Below are 20,251 nucleotides of genomic sequence, written 5' to 3' on the forward strand. Positions count from 1 at the left end.
ATCGCCAACAGGCGCAGTTCGGTGAACCTTCTGCGAAACGAAACATGGTTCGCGAAGTAGCGCTCACGGTCGGCGCGCTCGCAGGTCTATTCTGCGTGACGATCGCCGCTCTGGCACTGCTGTTCGGGGTGACGCCCCTGGTGTTCCGTTCGGGATCCATGGCTCCGGCAATCGACACCGGCGCACTGGCAATCAGTAAGGAGACACCAGCGACGGCGGTGAGCGTCGGCGATATCGTCAACGTGACCAATGCGGCGGGAAGCCGTATCACGCACCGAGTCGTGGAGATAGGCGCCGTAGGCACCGACAGTGCCGAGCTGTACTTGCAGGGCGATGCAAACGCAGAGCGAGATGCGGAGGCGTACATCGTCTCCGAGGTCGGCCGAGTGGTGGTCAGCGTGCCGAAGCTCGGCTACGCGGTGAGCTGGTTGAGTGGACCGGTGGCGGTGTTCGTCGGGGGTGTCCTCGTCGGCGTGTTGCTGATGGTCGCCTGGTCGCCGAGGGGAATTGCGAAGAAGCGCGAAGCGGCAGACTTGCATGACTCGAACAATTCTGGCGGACGGCACATCAAAGCACCGCTCACGGTGTTGCTCGCGATCGCAGCAGTAGGGACCGTCGGGCTGTCAGCTGCGCACATTCCGACGACACTTGCCCAATTGGGTGATACGTCCACCGCCGCGAGCGGGGAGTTCCGAACGGTCCTGCAGAGACCGGCAAGCTTCAGCTGCACGAACACAGTTGCTGGTCTGACCGGCGCCAGGTTGAGTTGGCCCAACGTCAATACGGCGTACAGCTACCGTTTGGATTTCACGCCTGCCGTCGCAGACGTGACGAATCCGGTCATCCTCGAACCGTCGACCGCTACAACCAGGACCTATACCCCTCCGGCGGTATTGCTCATGGTCGGAAATCGGACTTTCACGCTCAGGGCATTTCTGGGCGATTTCCTTTCGCCATCTGCCGGCACGTGGACGATCAACTTCACTACCGCGCTACTGACTTCGTGTGTGTCCAGTACGCCGGCACCCACCAGTTCTACCTCCGGGGTCTCCGCCCGCAGTGCCCCGCAGGCCGTAGCTCCCGAAACCACTACACCTGCCCCGACAGAGTCGTCACCCGTCCCGGCCCCCGCTCCCGAATCCGCCACCTCGAGTCCCTCGACCACCTCGCCTGGCGAGCTGGAGCCGAGCACTACGACGCCGAACACCACCACGCCGACCACCACCACGACACCGTCGACGACCACCGACACCCCTGCCGCGGCTCCGGCCGCCGCACCGCCACCGGAAGAGACCACGACCACCCCGCCGGCTCCCGCGGTTCTGTCCGGCCCGGTGACCTCGACATCGGGTGCGTCGACTGCACGCGTGGTCAGCCTCGACGGCGCTCCCACGCTGCAGATCGTCGACACCGCCGGCACCGTTCAGTACAGCGCTCCCGCTACTTCCAGTGACGCCTACGGCTACGGCGTCAACTGGTCGGAGGATCAGCTGTGGCTACTCGGCCCCGATCAGCTCGTTCGTCTCGACGGCTCTGGCGGTTCGTGGTCCCGGACGCTGGTCGATCCGACGGCTACGGATCAGATTCCGGCAGACATTCTTGCGCGGTTGAACTAGCGATTCATACATATATCTCCGAATCGAACTGCGCATCTGCTCGACGGCGTGGATAATTACCGTCAGATAAAGCGACGGAAGGTCGGGCGATGACTGAGAATTACAATGGATTGGAAGTTTTCAGCTACCAATTCGATCGCTTCGCTTACGAACACCCGTGGATCGGCGCGCAGACCGGTGAATTCATGCTCGGTCCCGAAGGCGGGGGAATGCTCGATTTCACGCATGCCACCGTGTTCGCGCTACCCGAGGGCGGCGCCCACGAGGTGCACGGTCCCATCCTGGACTGGTACCTGGGACATGGGGGACCCTATGGCGCACTTGGCTATCCGATCAGCAACGAGCGTCCGACACCCACCGGTTCCGGCAGGTACAACCTCTTTCAGCGTGGAGCCATCGGTTGGTTGCCGGAAGTGGGTGCCTTCACCATCGGCGGCCGACCGGATGAATCGGACGTCAGCCCTGGGCCGGACGCTGTAATGGTTTCGGCAGTCGACGGCTCTATCTCTTCGCTTGAAATATCAGCCTGAAAACAATTCTGTTCCCCGTTTCAATCCACTTATCTGGTCGCGAGGTTTCGAATCGAAATAGCGGCACATTAGAATAATGTGGGCTCATCGAATCCGGGAACTCCTTCGATACCCAAAATTATTTGTTTTGTATTCGCTCCACCCGGTGCCGAGAAACCGCCGACTTCGGTGCCCGCGCCGAGTACTCGATGGCACGGGACGATTATCGGTACCGGATTGCGTCCGAGTGCTCCACCCACCGCTTGCGCTGCGCCGGGCTGACCGAGTCGGCGGGCGATATCGCCGTAGGTGAGCGTCGAGCCCCGCGGAATCTCGCTGCATACGGTGTACACGGAGGCGTCGAACTCGGAGACGTCGAGAACCAACGGAATGGACGTCATGTCGACGGCCTGCCTGTTCAGTAGTCCGACAATTCGATCGATCGCGTCGGCCGCGAGTGCATCCACCTGCCCGTGCGTCGCGCCGAAGCCGGCCAGGTACGCCTTCATTGGTTCGTCCGACGGTTCCGGCAGTGCAACGGCGACCACTCCGTCGTCGGTCCACGCGATACCGCAGCGGCCGATGGCGGTGTCGAAGAGCGTGTAGCTCGGCATGGGCCCAGTATCCACCTGCGCTAGATGAGCAGTCCAGTTAGGCCCGGAATGGACTTGAATTCTGGAGGCCAGTACGCGGATACTGGACAACATGGCCTCCAGAGTCCTCAATGCAACGTCACTGGCCCGCGATCTCGGTAGCTGGCGCGGCGACGCGTCCGCGGATGGATCCGGTAAGCGCAAGGCCTCGCGTCCGACGTATCGGGCGTTGGCGGACGGCGTCAGGCTGCTCATTCACGACGGCCGAATTCCGCTCGGCGTGGGGCTGCCGAGTGAACGCGATCTGTCGGCAGCACTCGATCTGAGTCGCACGACGATCACTTCCTCGTATTCGGTGTTGCGCGACGAGGGATATCTGATCAGCAAGCAGGGCTCACGCAGCACGGTCGCACTGCCCGCTGCTCCCACCCCGAACGGGCTGCTGATTCAGTCGACGTCGCCGTCGGGTCCGGTGGTGGACATGTCTCACGCGGCGATGTCGGCCGCGGACGGAACGATGACGGCCGCGTACGAGTCTGCGCTGCAAGCACTTCCAGCGTATCTGCCGACGCACGGTATGGAGCCCATCGGTCTGGCGGTGTTGCGTGAGGCGATCGCGCAGCGCTTCGTCGAACGTGGCCTACCGACCACAGCGGATCAGATCATGGTCACGTCCGGTGCGCAGCAAGCAGTTCGGCTTCTGCTGGGCACCCTGACCTCGCCCGGCGACCGTGTGCTGATCGATCACCCGACGTACCCGAACGCCCTGGAAGCCATCAGGCGGGTGGGGGCTCGGCCCGTGCCGGTGCCGGTGCGCCCCGCGGACGGCGATTGGGATCTCGACGGAATTCGCAGCGCTGCAAGACAAACGGCAGCCAAGGTGGCGTACCTGATTCCGGACTTCCACAACCCGACCGGTCAGGTACTGGGTGCCGAGGGAAGGGCCGAACTCGCGCGCATTGCCCGCGACACCCGGATGACGTTGATCGTCGACGAGACCATGGTGGACCTGTGGCTCGACGCACCGCCTCCACCACCGGTCGCATCGTTCGGGCGGGTCTCCGGTTCGGATATCGTCACGATCGGTTCGGCGTCCAAGTCGTTCTGGGGCGGCCTGCGCATCGGATGGATCAGGGCGCATCCGTCACTGGTTTCGCAGTTGGCGGGATCGCGGGCAGCACACGACCTCGGTACCTCGATCATGGATCAGCTGGCGTCCTCGTTCCTGCTGCAGGACGCAGAACCGGCACTGGAGTTCCGTCGATCGCAGCTGCGTGAGCGTCGAGACATTCTCGAAGATGCTCTGGCCGAACATGTTCCGGACTGGCGCTATCGCCGTTCGGAGGGCGGCATGTCGCTGTGGTTGCAGCTTCCCGCGCCGGTATCGAGTGCGCTCGCGGCCACGGCTCCCGCCTTCGGAGCGGTGCTGGCGGCAGGACCACGATTCGGCGTCGAGGGTGCGTTCGAGCGCTATCTCAGGCTGCCGTACACCCGTGAGCCGCAAGAACTTCGGGTCGCTGTTGCGGCGACTGCGGCGGCGTATCGAGCCTTGGCCCCGAGTGCCGAAGCGGAGCAGCCGGCTCTGGTGTTCTGAGCGGCTGTGTTCTGACGGCGAACTCGAAGTTATGGACGGAAATCAGCTGAAAATTGTCCACAACTTCGAGTTCGGACCATCAAACCCAGACCGACCCGATGTCGGTGGCAGTGGACGGCGGCGGCGTCGGGACACCGTTCTCGGTGCGGGAGAACCGCGGTGCCGGACGGTGCTGGGTGACGCCGTCGATGTCGATGAGCGAGTCGCGATCCTTCAGGTGTGGGTGGTTCGGTGCCTCGGCGAACGTGAGGACCGGCGACACGCAGGCGTCGGTGCCGTCGAAGATCGCGGCCCATTCGTCGCGGGTCTTGGTCAGGAATGTCTGCGTGAACTTCTCACGCAATTCCGGCCAGCGCGACTTGTCCATCTGCGACGGTAGGTCGGCATCGGCGAGGCCGAGTCCGGTGAGCAGCTGAGCGTAGAACTGTGGCTCGAGTGAGCCGACTGCCATGTACCGGCCGTCGGAGGTCTCGTAGGTGTCGTAGAACGGTGCGCCCGTATCGAGAAGGTTGGTGCCGCGGTCGTCGCTCCATGCTCCGACGCCACGCCAGCCCCAGATCATGTGGGAGAGAGCGGCGGTGCCGTCGACCATGGCTGCGTCGACCACCTGGCCCTGACCGGAATTCTGTCGCTCGTACAGCGCGGCCATGATGCCGAACACGAGGAACATCGATCCACCGCCGAAGTCGCCGACCATGTTCAGCGGCGGCACCGGACGCTCGCCCGCACGGCCGATCGCGTTGAGCACCCCGGTGACGGAGATGTAGTTGATGTCGTGGCCGGCGGTGTGCGACCAGGGGCCTTCCTGGCCCCAGCCGGTCATGCGGCCGTAGACCAGGCGCGGGTTGCGAGCGAGGGCGTCGTCGGGTCCGAGTCCGAGTCGCTCGGTGACACCGGGCCGGAACCCCTCGATCAGCACGTCGGCACGCTCGACGAGGCCGAGAACCTTCTCGATGTCGGCGGGGTCCTTGAGGTTCGCCTCGACGATGGTGCGGCTGCGCAGCTGGTGATCGTGCGGAGAGACCTGCCCAGCGCGTTGCACGCGAACGACGTCTGCGCCGAGGTCGGCCAGCAGTAGCGCGGCGTGTGGGCCGGGGCCGATACCTGCGAGTTCGACGACGCGGAGCCCTGTGAGCGGTCCACCAGTGTTCGACACGGTTAATTGCCTCGTTCCGACTCGTCAGCTGCGAATGTGAATGGAGACTAACTTGTACTAGGTCGTCCAACCGATTGGGGTGTGGATAATAGGGCTGTGACTGCCCCAGATCCCGTCCGCATCGGTACTCCGCTCACTCCCGGGGCCACCCGGGTGATGCTGCTCGGCTCAGGTGAGCTGGGCAAAGAGGTGATCATCGCCTTCCAGCGTCTCGGCGTCGAGGTGATCGCCGTCGATCGCTACGACAACGCTCCCGGCCATCAGGTCGCCCATCATGCGTTCACCATCGACATGAGCGACCCGGAAGAGCTTCTGGCGCTGATCGATTCGCAGCAGCCCGACTTCGTGGTCCCGGAGATCGAAGCCATTGCCACCGACGCCCTCGCCGAGGTCGAAGCCCGCGGCCGGAGCGTGGTGATCCCCACGGCTCGGGCGACGCAGTTGACGATGAATCGCGAGGGCATCAGGCGATTGGCCGCCGAGGAACTCGGGCTGCCGACCTCGCCCTACGCTTTTGCCGATTCGTTGGACGACGTTCGACAGGCGTTGTCCACCATAGGGTTTCCGGCCGTCATCAAGCCGGTCATGTCGTCGTCCGGCAAGGGGCAGTCCGTCGTTCGCAGCGACGCCGATGTCGAGGCGGCCTGGGAGTACGCATTGAAGGGTGGCCGCGTCGACCTCGGCCGCGTCATCGTCGAGGGATTCGTCGACTTCGATTACGAGATAACACTTCTCACCGTACGAGCTGTCGACGGGACCTTCTTCTGCGAGCCTATCGGCCACCTGCAGGAATCAGGCGACTACATCGAGTCCTGGCAGCCGCAACCGATGTCCGACGCGGCCCTCGCCGGTGCGCGCGACGTTGCCGAGCGGATCACGACGGCACTGGGTGGGCGCGGGCTGTTCGGGGTCGAACTGTTCGTGCAGGGCGATACCGTGTACTTCTCCGAGGTCAGCCCGAGGCCTCACGATACGGGCCTGGTAACGCTTCGTACGCAACGGTTCTCGGAGTTCGAGCTGCATGCCCGCGCTGTACTCGGTTTGCCGATCGACACGACGCTGCTCTCCCCGGGCGCGTCGGCGGTGATCTACGGCGGAGTCGACGCGGACGGCATTTCCTTCGAAGGCGTCGCCGATGCATTGGCGGTTCCCGAGACCGACCTGCGGCTGTTCGGCAAGCCGACGAGCTTCGTCCGGCGCCGGATGGGTGTTGCGGTGTCGACGGCGTCGGACATCGAGACTGCGCGGAGTCGGGCCCGCGAGGCAGCAGGCAAGGTTCGTCCTGTCGTCTGATCCGGCACAGGGCACACTGAGCTCATGAGCGCGCTCGGAGAAGTTCTGGTCGGCCTGGCGATTCTGGTCGGCCTCGTCGGTATCGTCGTCCCGATTCTGCCCGGCACCATCTTGATCTTCGCGGCAGTCGCACTGTGGGCGTGGATCACCGGCGGAGCCGCCGCGTGGACGGTGTTCGCTATCGCGACGGTGCTGCTGGTTCTGAGCGGGGTCGTGAAATACACCTGGCCGGGTCGTCGGATGCGGGAGGCAGGCGTGCCGATGCGATCGCTGATGGTCGGCGGCCTGCTCGGCATCGTCGGATTCTTCGTCATCCCCGTCGTCGGGCTCTTCATCGGCTTCATCGCAGGCGTCTACGTGGCCGAAGTGCCCAGGCACCGGAATCATTCCGAGGCCTGGCGTTCGACGTTGCATGCCACCAAGGCTGCGGGATTGTCGATTCTGGTGGAGCTGTTCGGCGCGTTGCTCGCCTCCGCAGTGTGGCTCGGCGGGGCACTGCTCGTCTAAGGGACCTGCTGACTCAGGGGACCCGGTACCAGGCCCGGGCATTACCGTCGAGCACAGCGGGTAGGTCACCGCCGACGGCGTGCGTGATGATGTCGAGGTCGGTCTCCGAGAACGGGCGTGGGGCTCGGGTTCCCGGTAGATCGGTGCCGAACATCAACGCCGCGGGGTTGACTCGATGGATCTGCTGCAGTGTGTCGGCGATGTCGAGATCCACTCGGCCGAATCCGGTTGCCTTGACGCGTACTCCGCGGTCGACGAGGTTGAGCAGGTACGGCAGACCCTGAGTGGACAAGCCCAGGTGATCGATGCTCACCGCCGGCAACTTCGCGAGGATGGGTTCGAGCGAGAGCAGCAAGGACGCATCGACGTACAGCTCGGCATGCCAGCCGACCAGTTCGTGCACGCGACGTGCCTGGGTGGTGAGCATCTCGACGTCGGTCTCACCGCGTTTGAGGTTGAATCGCATACCGCGGACGCCCGCATCGTTCAGCGCGACGATGTCCTCGTCGGAACACTCCGGATCGATCTGAGTGACGCCCACCCAGCCTCGGCCCAGGGTCTGTAAAGCAGCCAGCAGGTAGGTCTGATCGGTGCCCTGAAACGATCCCGAGATCACCGCGCCGCCGGTGATGCCGAGCCCGTCGACGTCGTAGAGGTAGTTCGAGACGGTGTAGGGATCGGGCAAGAATCCGTGGTTCTCGATGAGCGGAAACTTCGGGTCGATGATGTGTAGGTGGGCGTCGAACACGGCCCCCAGCATGCCAGCTCACGCATTCGGCGTCGCGGCCACCGTGCTCGGTGTTTGAATTCGAAACATGAAACCGGAGACCACTGTCGTTCTCGACGGCTACACCTATTTCGAATGTCCACGCTGGCACGAAGGGAGGATCTGGGTATCGGACTTCTACAGCCATCGCGTTGTATCCGCCCTCGAAGACGGTTCCGACGTGCGCGTCGAAGCCCAGGTGCCGAACCAGCCGTCGGGGCTCGGTTGGCTGCCCGACGGGCGGTTGCTGATCGTCTCGATGCGCGACTACAAGCTGCTGCTGCGGGAGAACGACGGTTCGTTGACCGTCCATGCCGACCTGTCGACGTACGTGACGGCGAACCTCAACGACATGCTCGTGGACGCGCAGGGCCGCGCCTACATCGGCAATTTCGGGTTCGACCTGATGAACTTCGCGCCCGTCGAGACGGCCGATCTGATTCGCGTCGACCCGGACGGTTCGGCGCACGTCGTGGCGTCGGATCTGTATTTCCCCAATGGGATGGCGTTCACGGGTTCGGGCGAACTGCTCGTCGACGAGACGGTCGGAAACCGGGTCAGTGCGTTCGCGATCGGTGAGGACGGTTCACTGGGGGAGCGGCGTGACTGGGCGAAGTTCGGCGAACTACCGACGTCGACGGACATGGCGACGGCCATCGGCGAGGTGAAGGTGGCGGCCGACGGCTGCTGCATCGACACCGACGGCACGATGTGGATCGCCGATGCGCTGGGTCAGCGGGTGCTGCACGTTGCGCAGGGCGGAAAGGTGCTCGACCAGCTCGATTTCGATCTCGGCGTCTTCGCCTGCGGACTCGGCGGATCCGACGGCCGCACGCTGTTCGTCTGCGCTGCACCGGATTTCAACGAGCATCAACGCAAGATCGAAACCGAGGGAAAGCTGTTGGCGGTTCGGGTGTAGTGCGCTTCGCGCATGTGAACGGAACTTCGTAGCCCACTACGAAGTTCCGCTCACATGCGGCGCAGCCGCTCTCTAGGCCTTGTCGGGCTCGGAGGCCTTCAGCATGTCCTCGCGCTCGACGACCTTGACGCGCTCGCGGCCTTCTTCTTCGCCGAGGGAGCGTTCGTGGGCGTCGAGGCGGTACCAGCCGTCCCAGGTGGTGAAGGGTACCTGCTTGCCTTCGAGGAACGAGGTCACCGCGTCGAGGGCCGGCTCGGCTGCACCGGCGAAGTTCGGCGCATCCTCGAGCAGGTTCGCGACCGTTTCGTTGGCGTCGCCCTTGGTATGGCCGATGAGGCCGACGGGTCCGCGCTTGATCCAGCCGGTGACGTACGTGGCGGGCACGGGCGTGGTGGAGTGCGGCGATTCGACCACTCGTCCGGCTTCGTTGGGGATGGTGCCTGCCTGCTCGTCGAAGGGGAGCGCGCTGATGTTCTGGCTGAGGTAGCCGACGGCGCGGTAGACGGCCTGAACGTCCCAATCGTTGTACTTGCCGGTGCCGCGGACGTTGCCGGTGCCGTCGAGCTCGGTGCGTTCGGTGCGCAGACCGACGACCTTGCCGTCCTCACCGAGAATCTCGCTGGGCGACTCGAAGAAGTGCAGGAACAGCTTGTGCGGGCGGTTGCCGACGTCGCGGATGGCCCAGTCCTGCAGGGTGTTGGCGACCATGTCGACCTGCTTGGAGTTGCGGCGCGCCTGCTCGGAGCCTTCGTCGTAGTCGATGTCCTCGGGGGCGACGATGACCTCGATGTTCGGCGAGTGGTCTAGCTCGCGCAGTTCGAGCGGGGTGAACTTGGCCTGGGCCGGTCCGCGGCGACCGAAGACGTGTACTTCGAGGGCCTTGTTGGCCTTGAGGCCTTCGTAGACGTTGGCGGGGATTTCGGTGGGGAGCAGTTCGTCGCCGGTCTTGGCGAGGACGCGTGCGACGTCGAGGGCGACGTTTCCGACACCGAGGACGGCGACCTTCTCGGCCTCGAGGGGCCAGGTGCGCGGCACGTCGGGGTGGCCGTCGTACCAGGACACGAAGTCGGCGGCACCGTAGCTGCCGTCGAGGTCGATTCCGGGGATGTTCAGTGCGCGGTCGGCGTTGGCTCCGGTGGAGAAGATGACGGCGTCGTAGAAGCGGCGAAGGTCGTCGAGGTTGATGTCGTTGCCGTAGTCGATGTTGCCGAGCAGGCGTACCTGGGGCTTGTCGAGCACCTTGTGCAGGGCGGTGATGATCCCCTTGATGCGCGGGTGGTCGGGGGCGACGCCGTAGCGAATGAGCCCGAACGGAGCCGGCATCCGCTCGAAGAGGTCGATGCTCACGCCCGGTCCGCTGACATTGTGGTCGGACTTCATGAGCGCGTCGGCGGCATAGATGCCGGCCGGTCCGGCACCGACGATGGCGACGCGGAGTGGACGAGTCTGATCAGTCATGTGCGGCGAGCTACCTTCTTCGAGGGAAGTGCGGACACCCCAGCATAAATTAAGGACTACCTGAGCTGGGGCAGTGGGCAACTTGCCGTATTCCCCGGTTTCGGGTAGGAATTGCTCTGTGCAGACGACATTCCTGGTCCGACGGTTCACCGTCGACTTCTGTCGTACCTGCACCAACATGTGTTGTCGGTGAACTGACCCGACGCCCTTCCCCTCCCTGAACAGGACGGGACCCTCTTTCGACGGCAGCGCTGCCTGAATCAGCCCTTTTCGCCGTAAACAGATTCGAGGACACATGACCACCCTGGAACAGACCGTCACCCTCACTCTCGACAAGCTCGGCCCGTCCTTCGGTGCCGAGGTCATCGGCCTCGACGTCGCGTCGGCGTCCGCTGCGCAGATCCACGCTGTCCGCCGAGCCCTCGTCGAACACAAGGTTCTGGTGCTGCGCGGGCAGACGCTCGACGACGCGGCACACGTCGAATTCGGTCGTCGTCTCGGAGACCTCACCGCCGGGCACCCGGTACACGACAGTGGCCACGTCGCCCCCGAGGTCTACGCGCTCGACAGTCAGGACAACGGGTTCGCCGACGTCTGGCACACCGACGTGACGTTCATGGAGCGTCCGCCGATGGGTTCGATCCTGCGGCCCGTCGTCCTGCCACCACACGGCGGCGACACCAACTGGGCCGACAGCCAACTCGCCTACGAGTCGCTGTCCGAGCCCGTTCGCCGAATGATCGACGGACTCACTGCAATTCACGACGGCAACCGCGAGTTCGGCTACTACCTCGCGCAGAAGCGCGGCGGCAAGGGCAACGTGTGGGACGGCAAGGAAGTCACCGCACTGGTCCCCGTCGAACATCCCGTCGTGCGGGTGCACCCGGAAACCGGCCGCAAGGGGCTGTTCGTCAATCCCGGTTTCACCTCCCACATCGTGGGGGTGTCGGAGGCGGAGAGTCGCGGAATCCTCGACCTGCTCTATGCGCACCTGACCAAACCCGAACACATCGTGCGACACCGCTGGCGTCTGGGCGATCTGGTGCTGTGGGACAACCGCAGTACCTCGCACTACGCCAATCGCGATTACGGCACCGAGCACCGCAAGATGCACCGCATCACGTTGCGCGGCGACATTCCCGTCGGACCCCGGTAGTTCCGGGCACGTCGGATCGAGGAAGATTGCCTACATGGCGTCGTGGAGTGAACGTAGGCAGCAGTGGGTCGACAGTCGTGAGGAAGCGCGCAACAACGCGTCCCAAGCGGCCGCCGACTCCGGTGAGCAGCGTCCGCCCAACGCGTGGCCGTTCATCATCGCTGCGGGCATCGTCGTCGTTCTGCTCGTCGGTATTTTCGCGGCGTCGAAGTTCGCCCCCGCGGAGGACAACGTGACGCAAGCGCAGCTGCTGACCGACGCCGTCGACGGATTCCTCGAGGCACAGAACTCCGGCGACGCCGATCTCCTGCGTGAGAACACCTGCTTCGACCAGGTCGCCGTGCTCATCCCCGGCGACGATGCGCAGTACCGCACCGACCGTGCCGGTGAAGTGGAGCGCAACGGCGAGACATCCATCGACGGAGTGCCCACGGGATACGAGGTCAACGGCGACCGCGGCGTGGTGACCGTGCCGCTGAAGGAAGAGAAATCCGGCGTGCAGACCGACGACGAGTGGAAGTTCGTCCGCGTCGACGACAAGTGGCTGGTGTGCAATGTGTGATCCAGGTATGTGTGACGTAACGGCAAGTGACGGAAGGCTGATCCAGTGACCTACGCAGGTGACATAACCCCGGAAGCGGCCTGGGAGTTGTTGCAGAGCAACCCCGAGGCCGTACTCGTGGACGTTCGAACGCGCGCCGAGTGGCAGTACGTCGGTGTTCCGGACACCTCCGGCATCGACCGTCCGACGCACCTCATCGAGTGGGTCAGCTACCCCGACGGTGCTCGCAACACCGACTTCGTCGACGACCTCAAAGCCGCAGGCGTGGACGGTGATCGGCCGGTGGTCTTCCTGTGCCGCTCCGGTCAGCGATCGATCGGTGCCGCCGAGGCCGCGACGGCTGCGGGCATCGGTCCGTCCTACAACGTGCTCGACGGCTTCGAAGGTGCCACCGACGCCGACGGCCACCGCGGAGCCACGGGTTGGCGTGCGGTCGGGTTGCCCTGGCGGCAGTCGTGAGCGGGAATCCGAAAGGCGGCGGATTCAGCAAGCCGTTGCCCGAGGGTGTGGGTCAGGCAACCCTCGGGGTTCGCGGCGGTCTGATGCGGTCCGGCTTCGACGAGAACGCCGAAGCTCTCTATCTCTCTTCAGGTTTCGTGTACGAGAGCGCCGGTGCCGCGGAGCAGGCGTTCACCGGCGACATCGATCACTTCGTCTACTCGCGCTACGGCAACCCCACGGTCAAGATGTTCGAGGAGCGGCTGCGGTTGATCGAGGGGGCCGAGGCGTGCTTCGGTACCTCGAGCGGCATGTCCGCGGTGTTCACCGCGCTTGGCGCACTGTTGAAGGCCGGCGACCGATTGGTCGCTGCGCGTAGCCTTTTCGGGTCATGCTTCGTGGTGTGCAACGAGATTCTGCCGCGCTGGGGTGTCGAGACCGTCTTCGTCGACGGTGAAGATCTCGAGCAGTGGGAGCAGGCGTTGTCGGTGCCGACCACGGCGGTGTTCTTCGAGACTCCGTCCAACCCGATGCAGTCGTTGGTCGATGTCCGGCGCGTCTCCGAGCTGGCGCATGCTGCCGAAGCAACGGTGGTGTTGGACAACGTGTTCGCGACGCCACTGCTGCAGCGCAGCCTCGAACTCGGTGCCGACGTGGTCGTGTACTCGGGCACCAAGCACATCGACGGCCAGGGACGCGTGCTCGGCGGTGCGATCCTCGGATCGAAGGAATACATCGACGGTCCGGTGCAGACTCTGATGCGGCACACCGGTCCGGCATTGAGCCCGTTCAACGCCTGGACGCTGCTGAAGGGGCTCGAGACGATGCCGGTGCGGGTTCGGCATTCGGTGAACTCGGCGCTGCAGATCGCCGAGTTCCTCGAAGCTCACCCTGCGGTGCGCTGGGTGAAATACCCGTTCCTGCAATCACATCCGCAGTACGAGCTGGCGAAGTCGCAGATGTCGGGCGGCGGTACCGTCGTGACCTTCGAGCTCGAAGCCCCCGAGGGTGAAGGCAAGAAGCGTGCCTTCGAGGTGCTCGACGCGTTGCGCATCGTCGACATCTCCAACAACCTCGGCGATTCGAAGTCGCTCATCACTCACCCGGCCACCACCACGCACCGCGCAATGGGGCCGGAAGGTCGTGCCGCAGTAGGCATCACCGACGGAGTCGTACGTATCTCGATCGGTCTCGAGGACACCGAGGATCTGATCGGAGACCTGGACCAGGCGCTGAAGTAGCTGGTTCAGCGTTCGAAGACGCTGAGCACCGTACGAAACTTCGCCGTCGTTTCGTCCAATTCGGCGGCCGGGTCGGAATCTGCGACGATGCCGCCGCCTGCCGTGGCCGTTCCGGAAAGTCCGTCCGCAGCGAGTTCGATGCAGCGAATAGTGACCATCCACTCGCCGTCGCCGCTGCCGTCGGTCCACCCGACGGCTCCGGCGTAGAAGCCGCGGGAGCCCTCGACGTCGGCGATCGCAGCCATGGCCGCCGCTCGGGGAACGCCGGCGACGGCAGCGGTGGGATGAAGTGCCAGCGCGAGGTCGAGCGCCGAGGTCGCGGGATCGGCCAAGGTGCCGACGATGGGCGTGGACAGGTGCCACAACTGTGGAGTGCTGCTCAGCTGGGGTGACTCGGGCACATCGAGCGTCTCGCAGTACGGCTCCAACGCAGCGCGGATCTCGTCGACGACAAATCGGTGCTCGGCCTGATCCTTGGCGCTGGCCGCCAACGCCGCGGAGATGCGTGCTTCTTCGGCCGGATCGGTGGATCGCGCGGCCGTTCCGGCGAACGGATGGCAGGTGACGACGTTGCCGCGCTTGCGAACCAACAGTTCCGGGCTCGAACCGATGATGTGCCCGCCCGAGGCACCGATGGGAGAAAGGTCTGCCAGAAAGCCGTTACCCATCGGATCGCGGGAGACCAGCGCGCTCAACATCGAGGCAGGCTCGATCGGCGAATCCGCGGTCACTTCGATGGCCCGAGCGAGCACGATCTTCTCGGCGACACCGGCTTTCAATTGCTCGACGACATCATGCACCCGCTGCACATGGACGTCAGGATCGGGAATCTGACGTGCAACGGTCACGGCCGGCAGCTGAGGCAGGGGGTCCGTTGTCATCCAGGGCCCGTCGAGTCGGTAGAACTCCTCCGGTTCGATCAGCGCCGTGGCGTCGGACATATCGAAAGGCAACGCGCCGACGACATTTCGGCCTTCCCGCACCGCGGTCACCGCGTCGGCGACGTCGGTAAATGCGTGTCGAACGCCCAGTCCGACGACGTGGTGATCCTGCCGGGACAGGACGAATTCGAGGGTCATCAGAACGGGTTCTGTGTGCGGCCCACCAGGTCTGCGACGGAATCGAGAACCTTGGTGGGGCGGTACGGATACTGCTCGACGGATTGGACCGTCGAGATTCCGGTGAGAACCAGGATGGTCTGCAGCCCGGCTTCGAGACCGGAGAGCACGTCGGTGTCCATCCGGTCGCCGATCATCAGCGTGTTCTCGGAGTGACCGCCGATCGCGCGCAGTGCCGAACGCATCATCAACGCATTGGGCTTGCCCACGTAGTACGGCTCTTTGCCGGTGGCCTTGGTGATGAGCGCGGCCACCGAACCGGTCGCCGGCAGCGAGCCTTCACGAGATGGCCCGGTGGCGTCGGGGTTGGTGGCGATGAAGCGCGAACCCTTCTCGACGAGACGAATGGCGGTGGTGATGGCCTCGAACGAGTAGGTGCGGGTCTCGCCGAGCACCACGTAATCGGGGCTCGAATCGGTAAGGGTGTAGCCGATATCGTGCAGCGCCGTGGTCAGCCCCGACTCACCGACGACATACGCGCTGCCGCCGGGCCGCTGATTGCCCAGGAACGTGGCGGTGGCCAGGGCCGAGGTCCAGATCGACTTCTCCGGAATGTCCAACCCGGTGAATGCGAGACGGGCGCGCAGGTCACGGGGGGTGCGGATGGAATTGTTGGTCAGCACGATGAACGGGATCTCGTTGGCCTGCAGCTCGGCGAGGAACGTGTCGGCACCGGGAATCAGATGATCCTCGTGCACGAGGACACCGTCCATGTCCATCAGATACGTCCACTGCTGGGGCTTCTCGGTTTCGCTCACCCGTCCATTGTGAACTACGCCGGTCGCGCTCAGGCTCGACTGCAGAACTATCGCGTCGTTGCGCCGGCTCCACTCCTGCTACTAACTCGCCTGCCGTTCTTCGGCACGTCGAGAGGTGGCTCTGTGCAACTGGCGTTCGCGGGCGGTGGTGCCACCCCAGACGCCGAACGGTTCGTTTGCGGCCAAGGCGAACCGCCTGCATGCGTCGCGCACTGCGCAGCCGGCGCACACCTGCTTGGCTCGATCCTCGCGTTGGCGACGCGCCGTTCGCCCCTCACCCGACGGGGAGAAGAAGATCTCCGCGTCCTGACCTCGGCACAGTGCATCGATCTGCCAGTCCAAGGATTCGGCGGTGGAAGAAACCCTGCGTTCGATCATGGCAATCGCGGCGTTCTTCGACGTAGCAGAGTTGTTCGGCATCGTGGCGACCCATTCCTTTCGTCGACGCTGCGCGAGGGCCGGCTCGCACAGAACGATTCGCTACCGAGAAGGCTCGCCGCGTCGGTGGCGGGAGGCAATGGTTGAAATCAGGCTGATTCGAGGGGCTCTGCTCGGTGCGCTGGGTTCGTGGCATGGTGGCGGTATGACTCGGCCGCTCAGGTTTTCCGCATTCGTCATGAACACCACGTCCCACATCGTGCACGGTGCGTGGCGCAAGCCGGAGGCGGAGCAGACCGATTTCTCCTCGTTGGAGCATTGGGTGTCGTTGGCGAAGGAACTCGAGCGGGGCAAGTTCGACTTCATATTCTTTGCCGATGTCGTGGGGCTGTACGACGACTATCAGGGGTCGTGGGAGAAGTTCGTCGAATCCGGATTGCAGATCCCCAGCAACGATCCCACCGTGATCGCGTCGGCAATCGCTTATGCAACAGAGCATCTCGGGATCGCGTTGACGTCGTCGATTCTGCAGGAGCATCCGTTCAACTTCGCGCGCAAGATGTCCACGCTCGATCACGCGTCGGACGGCCGCATCGCCTGGAACATCGTGACGAGTCTGTCGCCGAACGCCTGGCGCAACTTCGGCTTCGGAGACATGGCTCTCCACGAGGATCGATACGCCTGGGCGGACGAGTACGTCGATGTGGTGTACAAGCTGTGGGAAGGGTCGTGGGACGACGGAGCTCTGTTGCAGGACAAAGCATCCGGTCGGCACGGTGATTTCTCGAAGGTGCACAAGATCGATCACGTCGGCGCGCGCTACAGCGTCGAGGGCCCGCATCTCGTGGCACCGTCTCCGCAGCGGACGCCGTTGCTGTTCCAGGCCGGATCATCTCCGACGGGTCGACGCTTCGCGGCGCGTAACGCCGAGGCCCAATTCATTGCTTCTCCGACACCCGAGGCCGCGCGCTCGCTCATCTCCGACACTCGCCGCCTGGTCGTCGAGGCCGGTAGATCCGCGGGGGATCTGGAATTCTTCCAGGGTCTGTCGTTCGTCATCGGGAGCACCGAGGCGGAAGCGGCACGTAAAGCCGCCGAACTGGACGAGTACGTCGACGAGTCCATGATCATCGCGCATGCTGCAGGCGGCATCGGCGTGGACCTCGGCTTCTACGATCTCGATACGCCGATCGGAGAGGTCGAAGCACAAGGTTCGCTGAGTACTTTGCAGTGGCTTCGGGAGGCGATTCCCGACCGCGAACCCACCGTCCGAGATCTCGCCCGGATGCGGAGTCGCAGCGGCCGGGTGGTGGGAACGCCCGAGTCCATCGCCGATCGGCTCGAGCAGTGGCGCTCGGTCGGAGTCGACGGAATCAATGTCATCAATTCGACGATCCCGGGCAGCTACGTGGAGTTCATCGATCATCTGACCCCGGTTCTCCAGCAGCGCGGGCTGGCGCAACACGAGTACGGGCAGGGCACCGTCCGAAACAAACTCACCGGACGGGACAGGTTGCCCGGGTCGCATCCGGCGGCCCGATACCGGGGTGCCTTCAGTTGATGCCAGGCTGATAGCCGAGGTCATCGTGACAGCACCCGAGGCGGTGACCTGTACTCGGCCGTCGCATAGACCCCCGGTGTACGGCCGGAGTTTGCGTTCAGTCCGCACTGTTGGCGTTGTGCTCCAGGGCTGCAGCGACCCAGAACTCCAGTGCTGCTTCGCTCGTCAGCGCATCAGCATCGACGGTGATCCACCCTGCGCCCATCGAGCGATCTCGGCCCATGACGGCGTGGTGTGCTCGAGGTATTCGGGTTCGCGAGCTTCGTCCACTCGGACCAACAGAGCACGGTTCCCGGTGCCGACGCATACCACCATTTTCTCTCGCACCAGGAACGCCAGACCGCCGAACATCTTCTGCTCGCGCAGGCTTTCCTGGTCGGTGAGGTGGAAGCCGGCGCTCAATGCGTTCGCGATCACCTTCGAAGGACGCATCACCCCGAACGGTAACTAACCGACACCGAGGTCGGATCCACCGTTAATCGGACACTCCCGATTGCTTTGGCGTAGGCGTGTGCAGCAGGCAGGGCTGTGCCGTGGTGTTGGTGTGGGTCGTCATGCGGGTTGTCGTGGTTCCTCGTCGCCGGTGTCGCCGGTGTCGCCGTGGTGGTCTGGTGGGTAGAGGACTTCTTCGGGGTGGTGTGCGTGATTGATGAGCCCACGCCTGCGTGGGTCCATTCCGGTGGGTGGGTGCCAGAGGGTGCGGCCCGGGTAGCGATGTGCTGCTCCGGTTTTGGTGGTCGCCCATTTTCTTGGTCCGGTGCCGACGAGGGCGTGGTGCATGTCGCAGCCGAAGGTGAGGGCGTCGATGTCGGTGGGCCCGCCGTCGGTCCAGTCGTCGACGTGATGGGCTTGGCACCAGGTCGCGGGGCGGGTGCAGGAGGGGAAGCTGCAGCCGCGGTCGCGGGCGATGAGGACGATGCGTTGGTCGGCGGAGGCGATGCGTTTGGATCGGCCGAGGTAGAGGGCTCTGCCGTGGTCGTCGAAGATGGTGAGGTAGTGGCGGGCGTGGGAGGCCATGCGGATGGCGTCGCGGATGGAGACGCGGGATCCGGTGCCGGTCATGGCGTATCCGCAGCCCGATTCGAGGTCTTTGAGGCTCATGGTGACGATGGCGGTGACGGGTAGGCCGCGGTGGGTGCCGAGGGTTCCGGAGGCGAGGGTGTGCCGGAGTGCCAGTTTCAGGGCGTCGTGGCGGCGTTCGTTCTGGGTGCGTCGATCCCGCGCAGCGGCAGCGGCGCGTGCCGCAGTGTCGGTGTCGGTGTCGGTGTCGGTATCGGTATCGGATCCGTTGGGGTCGTCGTCGGTCTCGGCTGCGTCGGTTGTGTCGCCTGGTTCGGCACTGCCGTTGGCTGCAGCTGTGTCGTCGTGTGCTGTGCCGTCGGGTGCTGTGCCGCAACCACAGTCGGCACCGTCGCATTCACCGCAGTCGGCGCCATCGTCGCAGTCCGTCTCATCCCACGGGCCTCCATCGGTGGACTCGGCGTCACTGGAGTCTGCTTCGTGGGTGGTCGGCTCGGCCTTCGGCGCTGTGGCACTGCCGCTCTGGTCGCCCTCGTCGTCGCTGCCGCTCCCGCCGCGCTCGTCGTCGCTACTGGTCTCGCCGTCTTCGTCGTCGCTGCTGGTCTCGCAGTCTTCGTCGTCGTGGACGACCGATGTCGGGTCGGCAGGATTGTTCACCCCCGGTTTCGCGGCTTTGGAGAACAGGGCCTCGAGGTAGGCCCGCAGTTCGGAGTCGACGCAGAACTTCCCGTCCGACATCCCGTCGGCACCCTGCTCACCGAGATAGAAGAACGCATCCCGACGCTTCTTCGGCTTGGGCTTGCCGTTCTCGTCCTCGTCCTCGTCTTCGTCGTAGTCGCCGTCGGGGCTGAGGATCGAATCCAGGTGAGCCACCAACGGCGCGAAGTCGTCGGGCCGTCGGGTGCAGGCGTAGCCCACCAATTGCTGTTCGGCGAGATCGCGGGTCTGCGGATCGACACTGGCCGGCAAGTGCTTGAAGAATTCGCGGATCATCTGCACATGTTTGGCATCGAGCAATCCCGCCCGCAGCGCTGCCGCGGTGTGCGGCAACAACGGAGGTAGGACTTCACCGGACAGTGCGGTGCGATCCCCCAATTCGGCGGCCAGACGCACTCGCGCTCCGGCGGCGCGTGGGGTGATGCGCAGCATCCATGCCACCGAGCACGGTACCGAGCCGGGATACACATCGAGGCCGCGCTGATCGATCAGCTCGTTGAGCCAGGTGTACGAGTACGCGGTCACGGATCGGGTGAGTGTTTCCATGCGTTGGATCACCGCACGCCGGTCGGCGTTCGTCCACGACACCGACCCCTGCCCGGCCAACTCCGCCACCGCGGACTCGACCCGGTCGATCAGCGCCGACAGTGCGGGATCGGACACGACAGGGGGAGGCGGCACCGTCTCGATGCCGTCCACCCCTGATCCGCCGTCCCCCGAAAGCATGAACAGAATCTATCGCGACCCACCGACAGACTTTCGAACACGCGTTCCAACTCGCGCTCGGCTGCCGGGATGCCGAGTCGAAGTGCTGCAGTATGTGGCGGATTACACATCGACCACAAGTGTGACGTTGTCGATTTTCAGTAACGACGAGTCGCGTAGATGCTG

The 20,251-nt window shown here is 64.5% G+C and carries 20 protein-coding genes; 11 read left to right on the plus strand and 9 right to left on the minus strand.

Annotated features, from left to right (window positions below; translation table 11 throughout):
- Positions 1-95: 95 nt before the first annotated feature.
- A complete protein-coding gene (locus tag AC5WEY_RS08420) occupies positions 96-1,616 on the plus strand; it encodes a S24/S26 family peptidase (protein ID WP_495645442.1) in 1,521 nt (506 codons plus the stop codon).
- Between the two features lie 89 nt (positions 1,617-1,705).
- Positions 1,706-2,146: an LGFP repeat-containing protein gene (locus AC5WEY_RS08425; RefSeq protein ID WP_495645443.1), complete on the plus strand. Its 441-nt coding sequence runs from the start codon at positions 1,706-1,708 to the stop codon at positions 2,144-2,146.
- 68 nt (positions 2,147-2,214) lie between these two features.
- Here AC5WEY_RS08425 and AC5WEY_RS08430 read toward each other — a convergent pair whose 3' ends face one another.
- On the minus strand, positions 2,215-2,739 hold the full coding sequence (locus tag AC5WEY_RS08430; RefSeq protein ID WP_495645444.1) for a methylated-DNA--[protein]-cysteine S-methyltransferase: 525 nt from the start codon (positions 2,737-2,739) through the stop codon (positions 2,215-2,217).
- Positions 2,740-2,830: 91 nt separating this feature from the next.
- Between AC5WEY_RS08430 and yczR the strand changes: the two genes are divergently transcribed.
- Positions 2,831-4,312: a MocR-like transcription factor YczR gene (gene yczR, locus AC5WEY_RS08435; protein WP_495645445.1), complete on the plus strand. Its 1,482-nt coding sequence runs from the start codon at positions 2,831-2,833 to the stop codon at positions 4,310-4,312.
- A gap of 79 nt (positions 4,313-4,391) precedes the next feature.
- Here the strand turns inward: yczR and AC5WEY_RS08440 are convergent, their stop codons facing one another.
- Positions 4,392-5,468 carry a CaiB/BaiF CoA transferase family protein gene (locus tag AC5WEY_RS08440; RefSeq protein WP_495645446.1) on the minus strand — a complete coding sequence of 359 codons (1,077 nt, stop codon included), beginning with the start codon at positions 5,466-5,468 and terminating at the stop codon, positions 4,392-4,394.
- Between the two features lie 96 nt (positions 5,469-5,564).
- On the opposite strand from AC5WEY_RS08440, the gene purT reads away from it, so the two are divergent.
- Both purT and AC5WEY_RS08450 read left to right on the plus strand, forming a co-directional pair.
- Entirely contained in the window at positions 5,565-6,761 is a 1,197-nt protein-coding gene (gene purT / locus AC5WEY_RS08445; RefSeq protein WP_057476622.1) for a formate-dependent phosphoribosylglycinamide formyltransferase, read from the plus strand.
- Positions 6,762-6,785: 24 nt separating this feature from the next.
- Complete coding sequence (locus AC5WEY_RS08450; RefSeq protein WP_495645447.1) at positions 6,786-7,268, plus strand: DUF456 domain-containing protein; 483 nt, start codon at positions 6,786-6,788, stop codon at positions 7,266-7,268.
- A gap of 13 nt (positions 7,269-7,281) precedes the next feature.
- On the opposite strand, the gene AC5WEY_RS08455 is transcribed toward AC5WEY_RS08450, so the two are convergent.
- Entirely contained in the window at positions 7,282-8,028 is a 747-nt protein-coding gene (locus AC5WEY_RS08455) for an amidohydrolase family protein (RefSeq protein ID WP_495645448.1), read from the minus strand.
- 55 nt (positions 8,029-8,083) lie between these two features.
- On the opposite strand from AC5WEY_RS08455, the gene AC5WEY_RS08460 reads away from it, so the two are divergent.
- Complete coding sequence (locus AC5WEY_RS08460; RefSeq protein ID WP_495645449.1) at positions 8,084-8,953, plus strand: SMP-30/gluconolactonase/LRE family protein; 870 nt, start codon at positions 8,084-8,086, stop codon at positions 8,951-8,953.
- A 72-nt stretch (positions 8,954-9,025) separates the two neighbouring features.
- On the opposite strand, the gene AC5WEY_RS08465 is transcribed toward AC5WEY_RS08460, so the two are convergent.
- A complete protein-coding gene (locus AC5WEY_RS08465) occupies positions 9,026-10,411 on the minus strand; it encodes an FAD-dependent oxidoreductase (protein WP_495645450.1) in 1,386 nt (461 codons plus the stop codon).
- 295 nt (positions 10,412-10,706) lie between these two features.
- On the opposite strand from AC5WEY_RS08465, the gene AC5WEY_RS08470 reads away from it, so the two are divergent.
- Genes AC5WEY_RS08470 through AC5WEY_RS08485 form a run of 4 tightly spaced genes read left to right on the plus strand, consistent with a single transcriptional unit; the run spans position 10,707 to position 13,808 of the window.
- On the plus strand, positions 10,707-11,567 hold the full coding sequence (locus tag AC5WEY_RS08470; RefSeq protein ID WP_495645451.1) for a TauD/TfdA dioxygenase family protein: 861 nt from the start codon (positions 10,707-10,709) through the stop codon (positions 11,565-11,567).
- Between the two features lie 34 nt (positions 11,568-11,601).
- A complete protein-coding gene (locus AC5WEY_RS08475) occupies positions 11,602-12,129 on the plus strand; it encodes an Rv0361 family membrane protein (protein ID WP_057476616.1) in 528 nt (175 codons plus the stop codon).
- A 45-nt stretch (positions 12,130-12,174) separates the two neighbouring features.
- Complete coding sequence (locus AC5WEY_RS08480) at positions 12,175-12,588, plus strand: rhodanese-like domain-containing protein (RefSeq protein ID WP_037172108.1); 414 nt, start codon at positions 12,175-12,177, stop codon at positions 12,586-12,588.
- Entirely contained in the window at positions 12,585-13,808 is a 1,224-nt protein-coding gene (locus AC5WEY_RS08485) for an O-succinylhomoserine sulfhydrylase (RefSeq protein ID WP_495645452.1), read from the plus strand. The genes AC5WEY_RS08480 and AC5WEY_RS08485 overlap by 4 nt, the downstream gene beginning before the upstream one ends.
- Positions 13,809-13,813: 5 nt before the next feature.
- Here AC5WEY_RS08485 and AC5WEY_RS08490 read toward each other — a convergent pair whose 3' ends face one another.
- From AC5WEY_RS08490 to AC5WEY_RS08500, 3 genes are all read right to left on the minus strand, one after another.
- Entirely contained in the window at positions 13,814-14,887 is a 1,074-nt protein-coding gene (locus AC5WEY_RS08490) for an isochorismate synthase (RefSeq protein WP_495645453.1), read from the minus strand.
- Entirely contained in the window at positions 14,887-15,645 is a 759-nt protein-coding gene (locus AC5WEY_RS08495) for an HAD-IIA family hydrolase (protein WP_068053998.1), read from the minus strand. The genes AC5WEY_RS08490 and AC5WEY_RS08495 overlap by 1 nt, the downstream gene beginning before the upstream one ends.
- 120 nt (positions 15,646-15,765) lie before the next feature.
- A complete protein-coding gene (locus tag AC5WEY_RS08500) occupies positions 15,766-16,104 on the minus strand; it encodes a WhiB family transcriptional regulator (protein WP_495645454.1) in 339 nt (112 codons plus the stop codon).
- 163 nt (positions 16,105-16,267) lie between these two features.
- Between AC5WEY_RS08500 and AC5WEY_RS08505 the strand changes: the two genes are divergently transcribed.
- The gene (locus tag AC5WEY_RS08505) at positions 16,268-17,623 is read left to right on the plus strand and encodes an LLM class flavin-dependent oxidoreductase (protein ID WP_495645560.1); all 1,356 of its coding nucleotides are present in this window, start codon (positions 16,268-16,270) and stop codon (positions 17,621-17,623) included.
- Between the two features lie 165 nt (positions 17,624-17,788).
- Here AC5WEY_RS08505 and AC5WEY_RS08510 read toward each other — a convergent pair whose 3' ends face one another.
- Both AC5WEY_RS08510 and AC5WEY_RS08515 read right to left on the minus strand, forming a co-directional pair.
- The gene (locus tag AC5WEY_RS08510; RefSeq protein WP_495645455.1) at positions 17,789-18,055 is read right to left on the minus strand and encodes a hypothetical protein; all 267 of its coding nucleotides are present in this window, start codon (positions 18,053-18,055) and stop codon (positions 17,789-17,791) included.
- 120 nt (positions 18,056-18,175) lie between these two features.
- Positions 18,176-20,086, minus strand: coding sequence for an HNH endonuclease signature motif containing protein (locus AC5WEY_RS08515; RefSeq protein ID WP_495645456.1), 1,911 nt, complete (start codon positions 20,084-20,086; stop codon positions 18,176-18,178).
- Positions 20,087-20,251 lie beyond the last annotated feature (165 nt).

The organism is Rhodococcoides sp. S146-33 (genome assembly GCF_059489205.1).

Excerpts from the sequence above, each read along its gene's own strand:
- AC5WEY_RS08460 (WP_495645449.1), top strand. The coding sequence starts at position 8,084 with ATGAAACCGGAGACCACTGTCGTTCTCGACGGCTACACCTATTTCGAA.
- AC5WEY_RS08500 (WP_495645454.1), bottom strand. The coding sequence starts at position 16,104 with ATGCCGAACAACTCTGCTACGTCGAAGAACGCCGCGATTGCCATGATC.
- AC5WEY_RS08450 (WP_495645447.1), top strand. The coding sequence starts at position 6,786 with ATGAGCGCGCTCGGAGAAGTTCTGGTCGGCCTGGCGATTCTGGTCGGC.
- AC5WEY_RS08470 (WP_495645451.1), top strand. The coding sequence starts at position 10,707 with ATGACCACCCTGGAACAGACCGTCACCCTCACTCTCGACAAGCTCGGC.
- AC5WEY_RS08430 (WP_495645444.1), bottom strand. The coding sequence starts at position 2,739 with ATGCCGAGCTACACGCTCTTCGACACCGCCATCGGCCGCTGCGGTATC.
- AC5WEY_RS08505 (WP_495645560.1), top strand. The coding sequence starts at position 16,268 with ATGACTCGGCCGCTCAGGTTTTCCGCATTCGTCATGAACACCACGTCC.
- AC5WEY_RS08455 (WP_495645448.1), bottom strand. The coding sequence starts at position 8,028 with ATGCTGGGGGCCGTGTTCGACGCCCACCTACACATCATCGACCCGAAG.
- AC5WEY_RS08495 (WP_068053998.1), bottom strand. The coding sequence starts at position 15,645 with ATGGACATGGACGGTGTCCTCGTGCACGAGGATCATCTGATTCCCGGT.
- AC5WEY_RS08465 (WP_495645450.1), bottom strand. The coding sequence starts at position 10,411 with ATGACTGATCAGACTCGTCCACTCCGCGTCGCCATCGTCGGTGCCGGA.
- AC5WEY_RS08425 (WP_495645443.1), top strand. The coding sequence starts at position 1,706 with ATGACTGAGAATTACAATGGATTGGAAGTTTTCAGCTACCAATTCGAT.
- AC5WEY_RS08515 (WP_495645456.1), bottom strand. The coding sequence starts at position 20,086 with ATGCTTTCGGGGGACGGCGGATCAGGGGTGGACGGCATCGAGACGGTG.
- yczR (WP_495645445.1), top strand. The coding sequence starts at position 2,831 with ATGGCCTCCAGAGTCCTCAATGCAACGTCACTGGCCCGCGATCTCGGT.
- AC5WEY_RS08475 (WP_057476616.1), top strand. The coding sequence starts at position 11,602 with ATGGCGTCGTGGAGTGAACGTAGGCAGCAGTGGGTCGACAGTCGTGAG.
- AC5WEY_RS08510 (WP_495645455.1), bottom strand. The coding sequence starts at position 18,055 with ATGCGTCCTTCGAAGGTGATCGCGAACGCATTGAGCGCCGGCTTCCAC.
- AC5WEY_RS08490 (WP_495645453.1), bottom strand. The coding sequence starts at position 14,887 with ATGACCCTCGAATTCGTCCTGTCCCGGCAGGATCACCACGTCGTCGGA.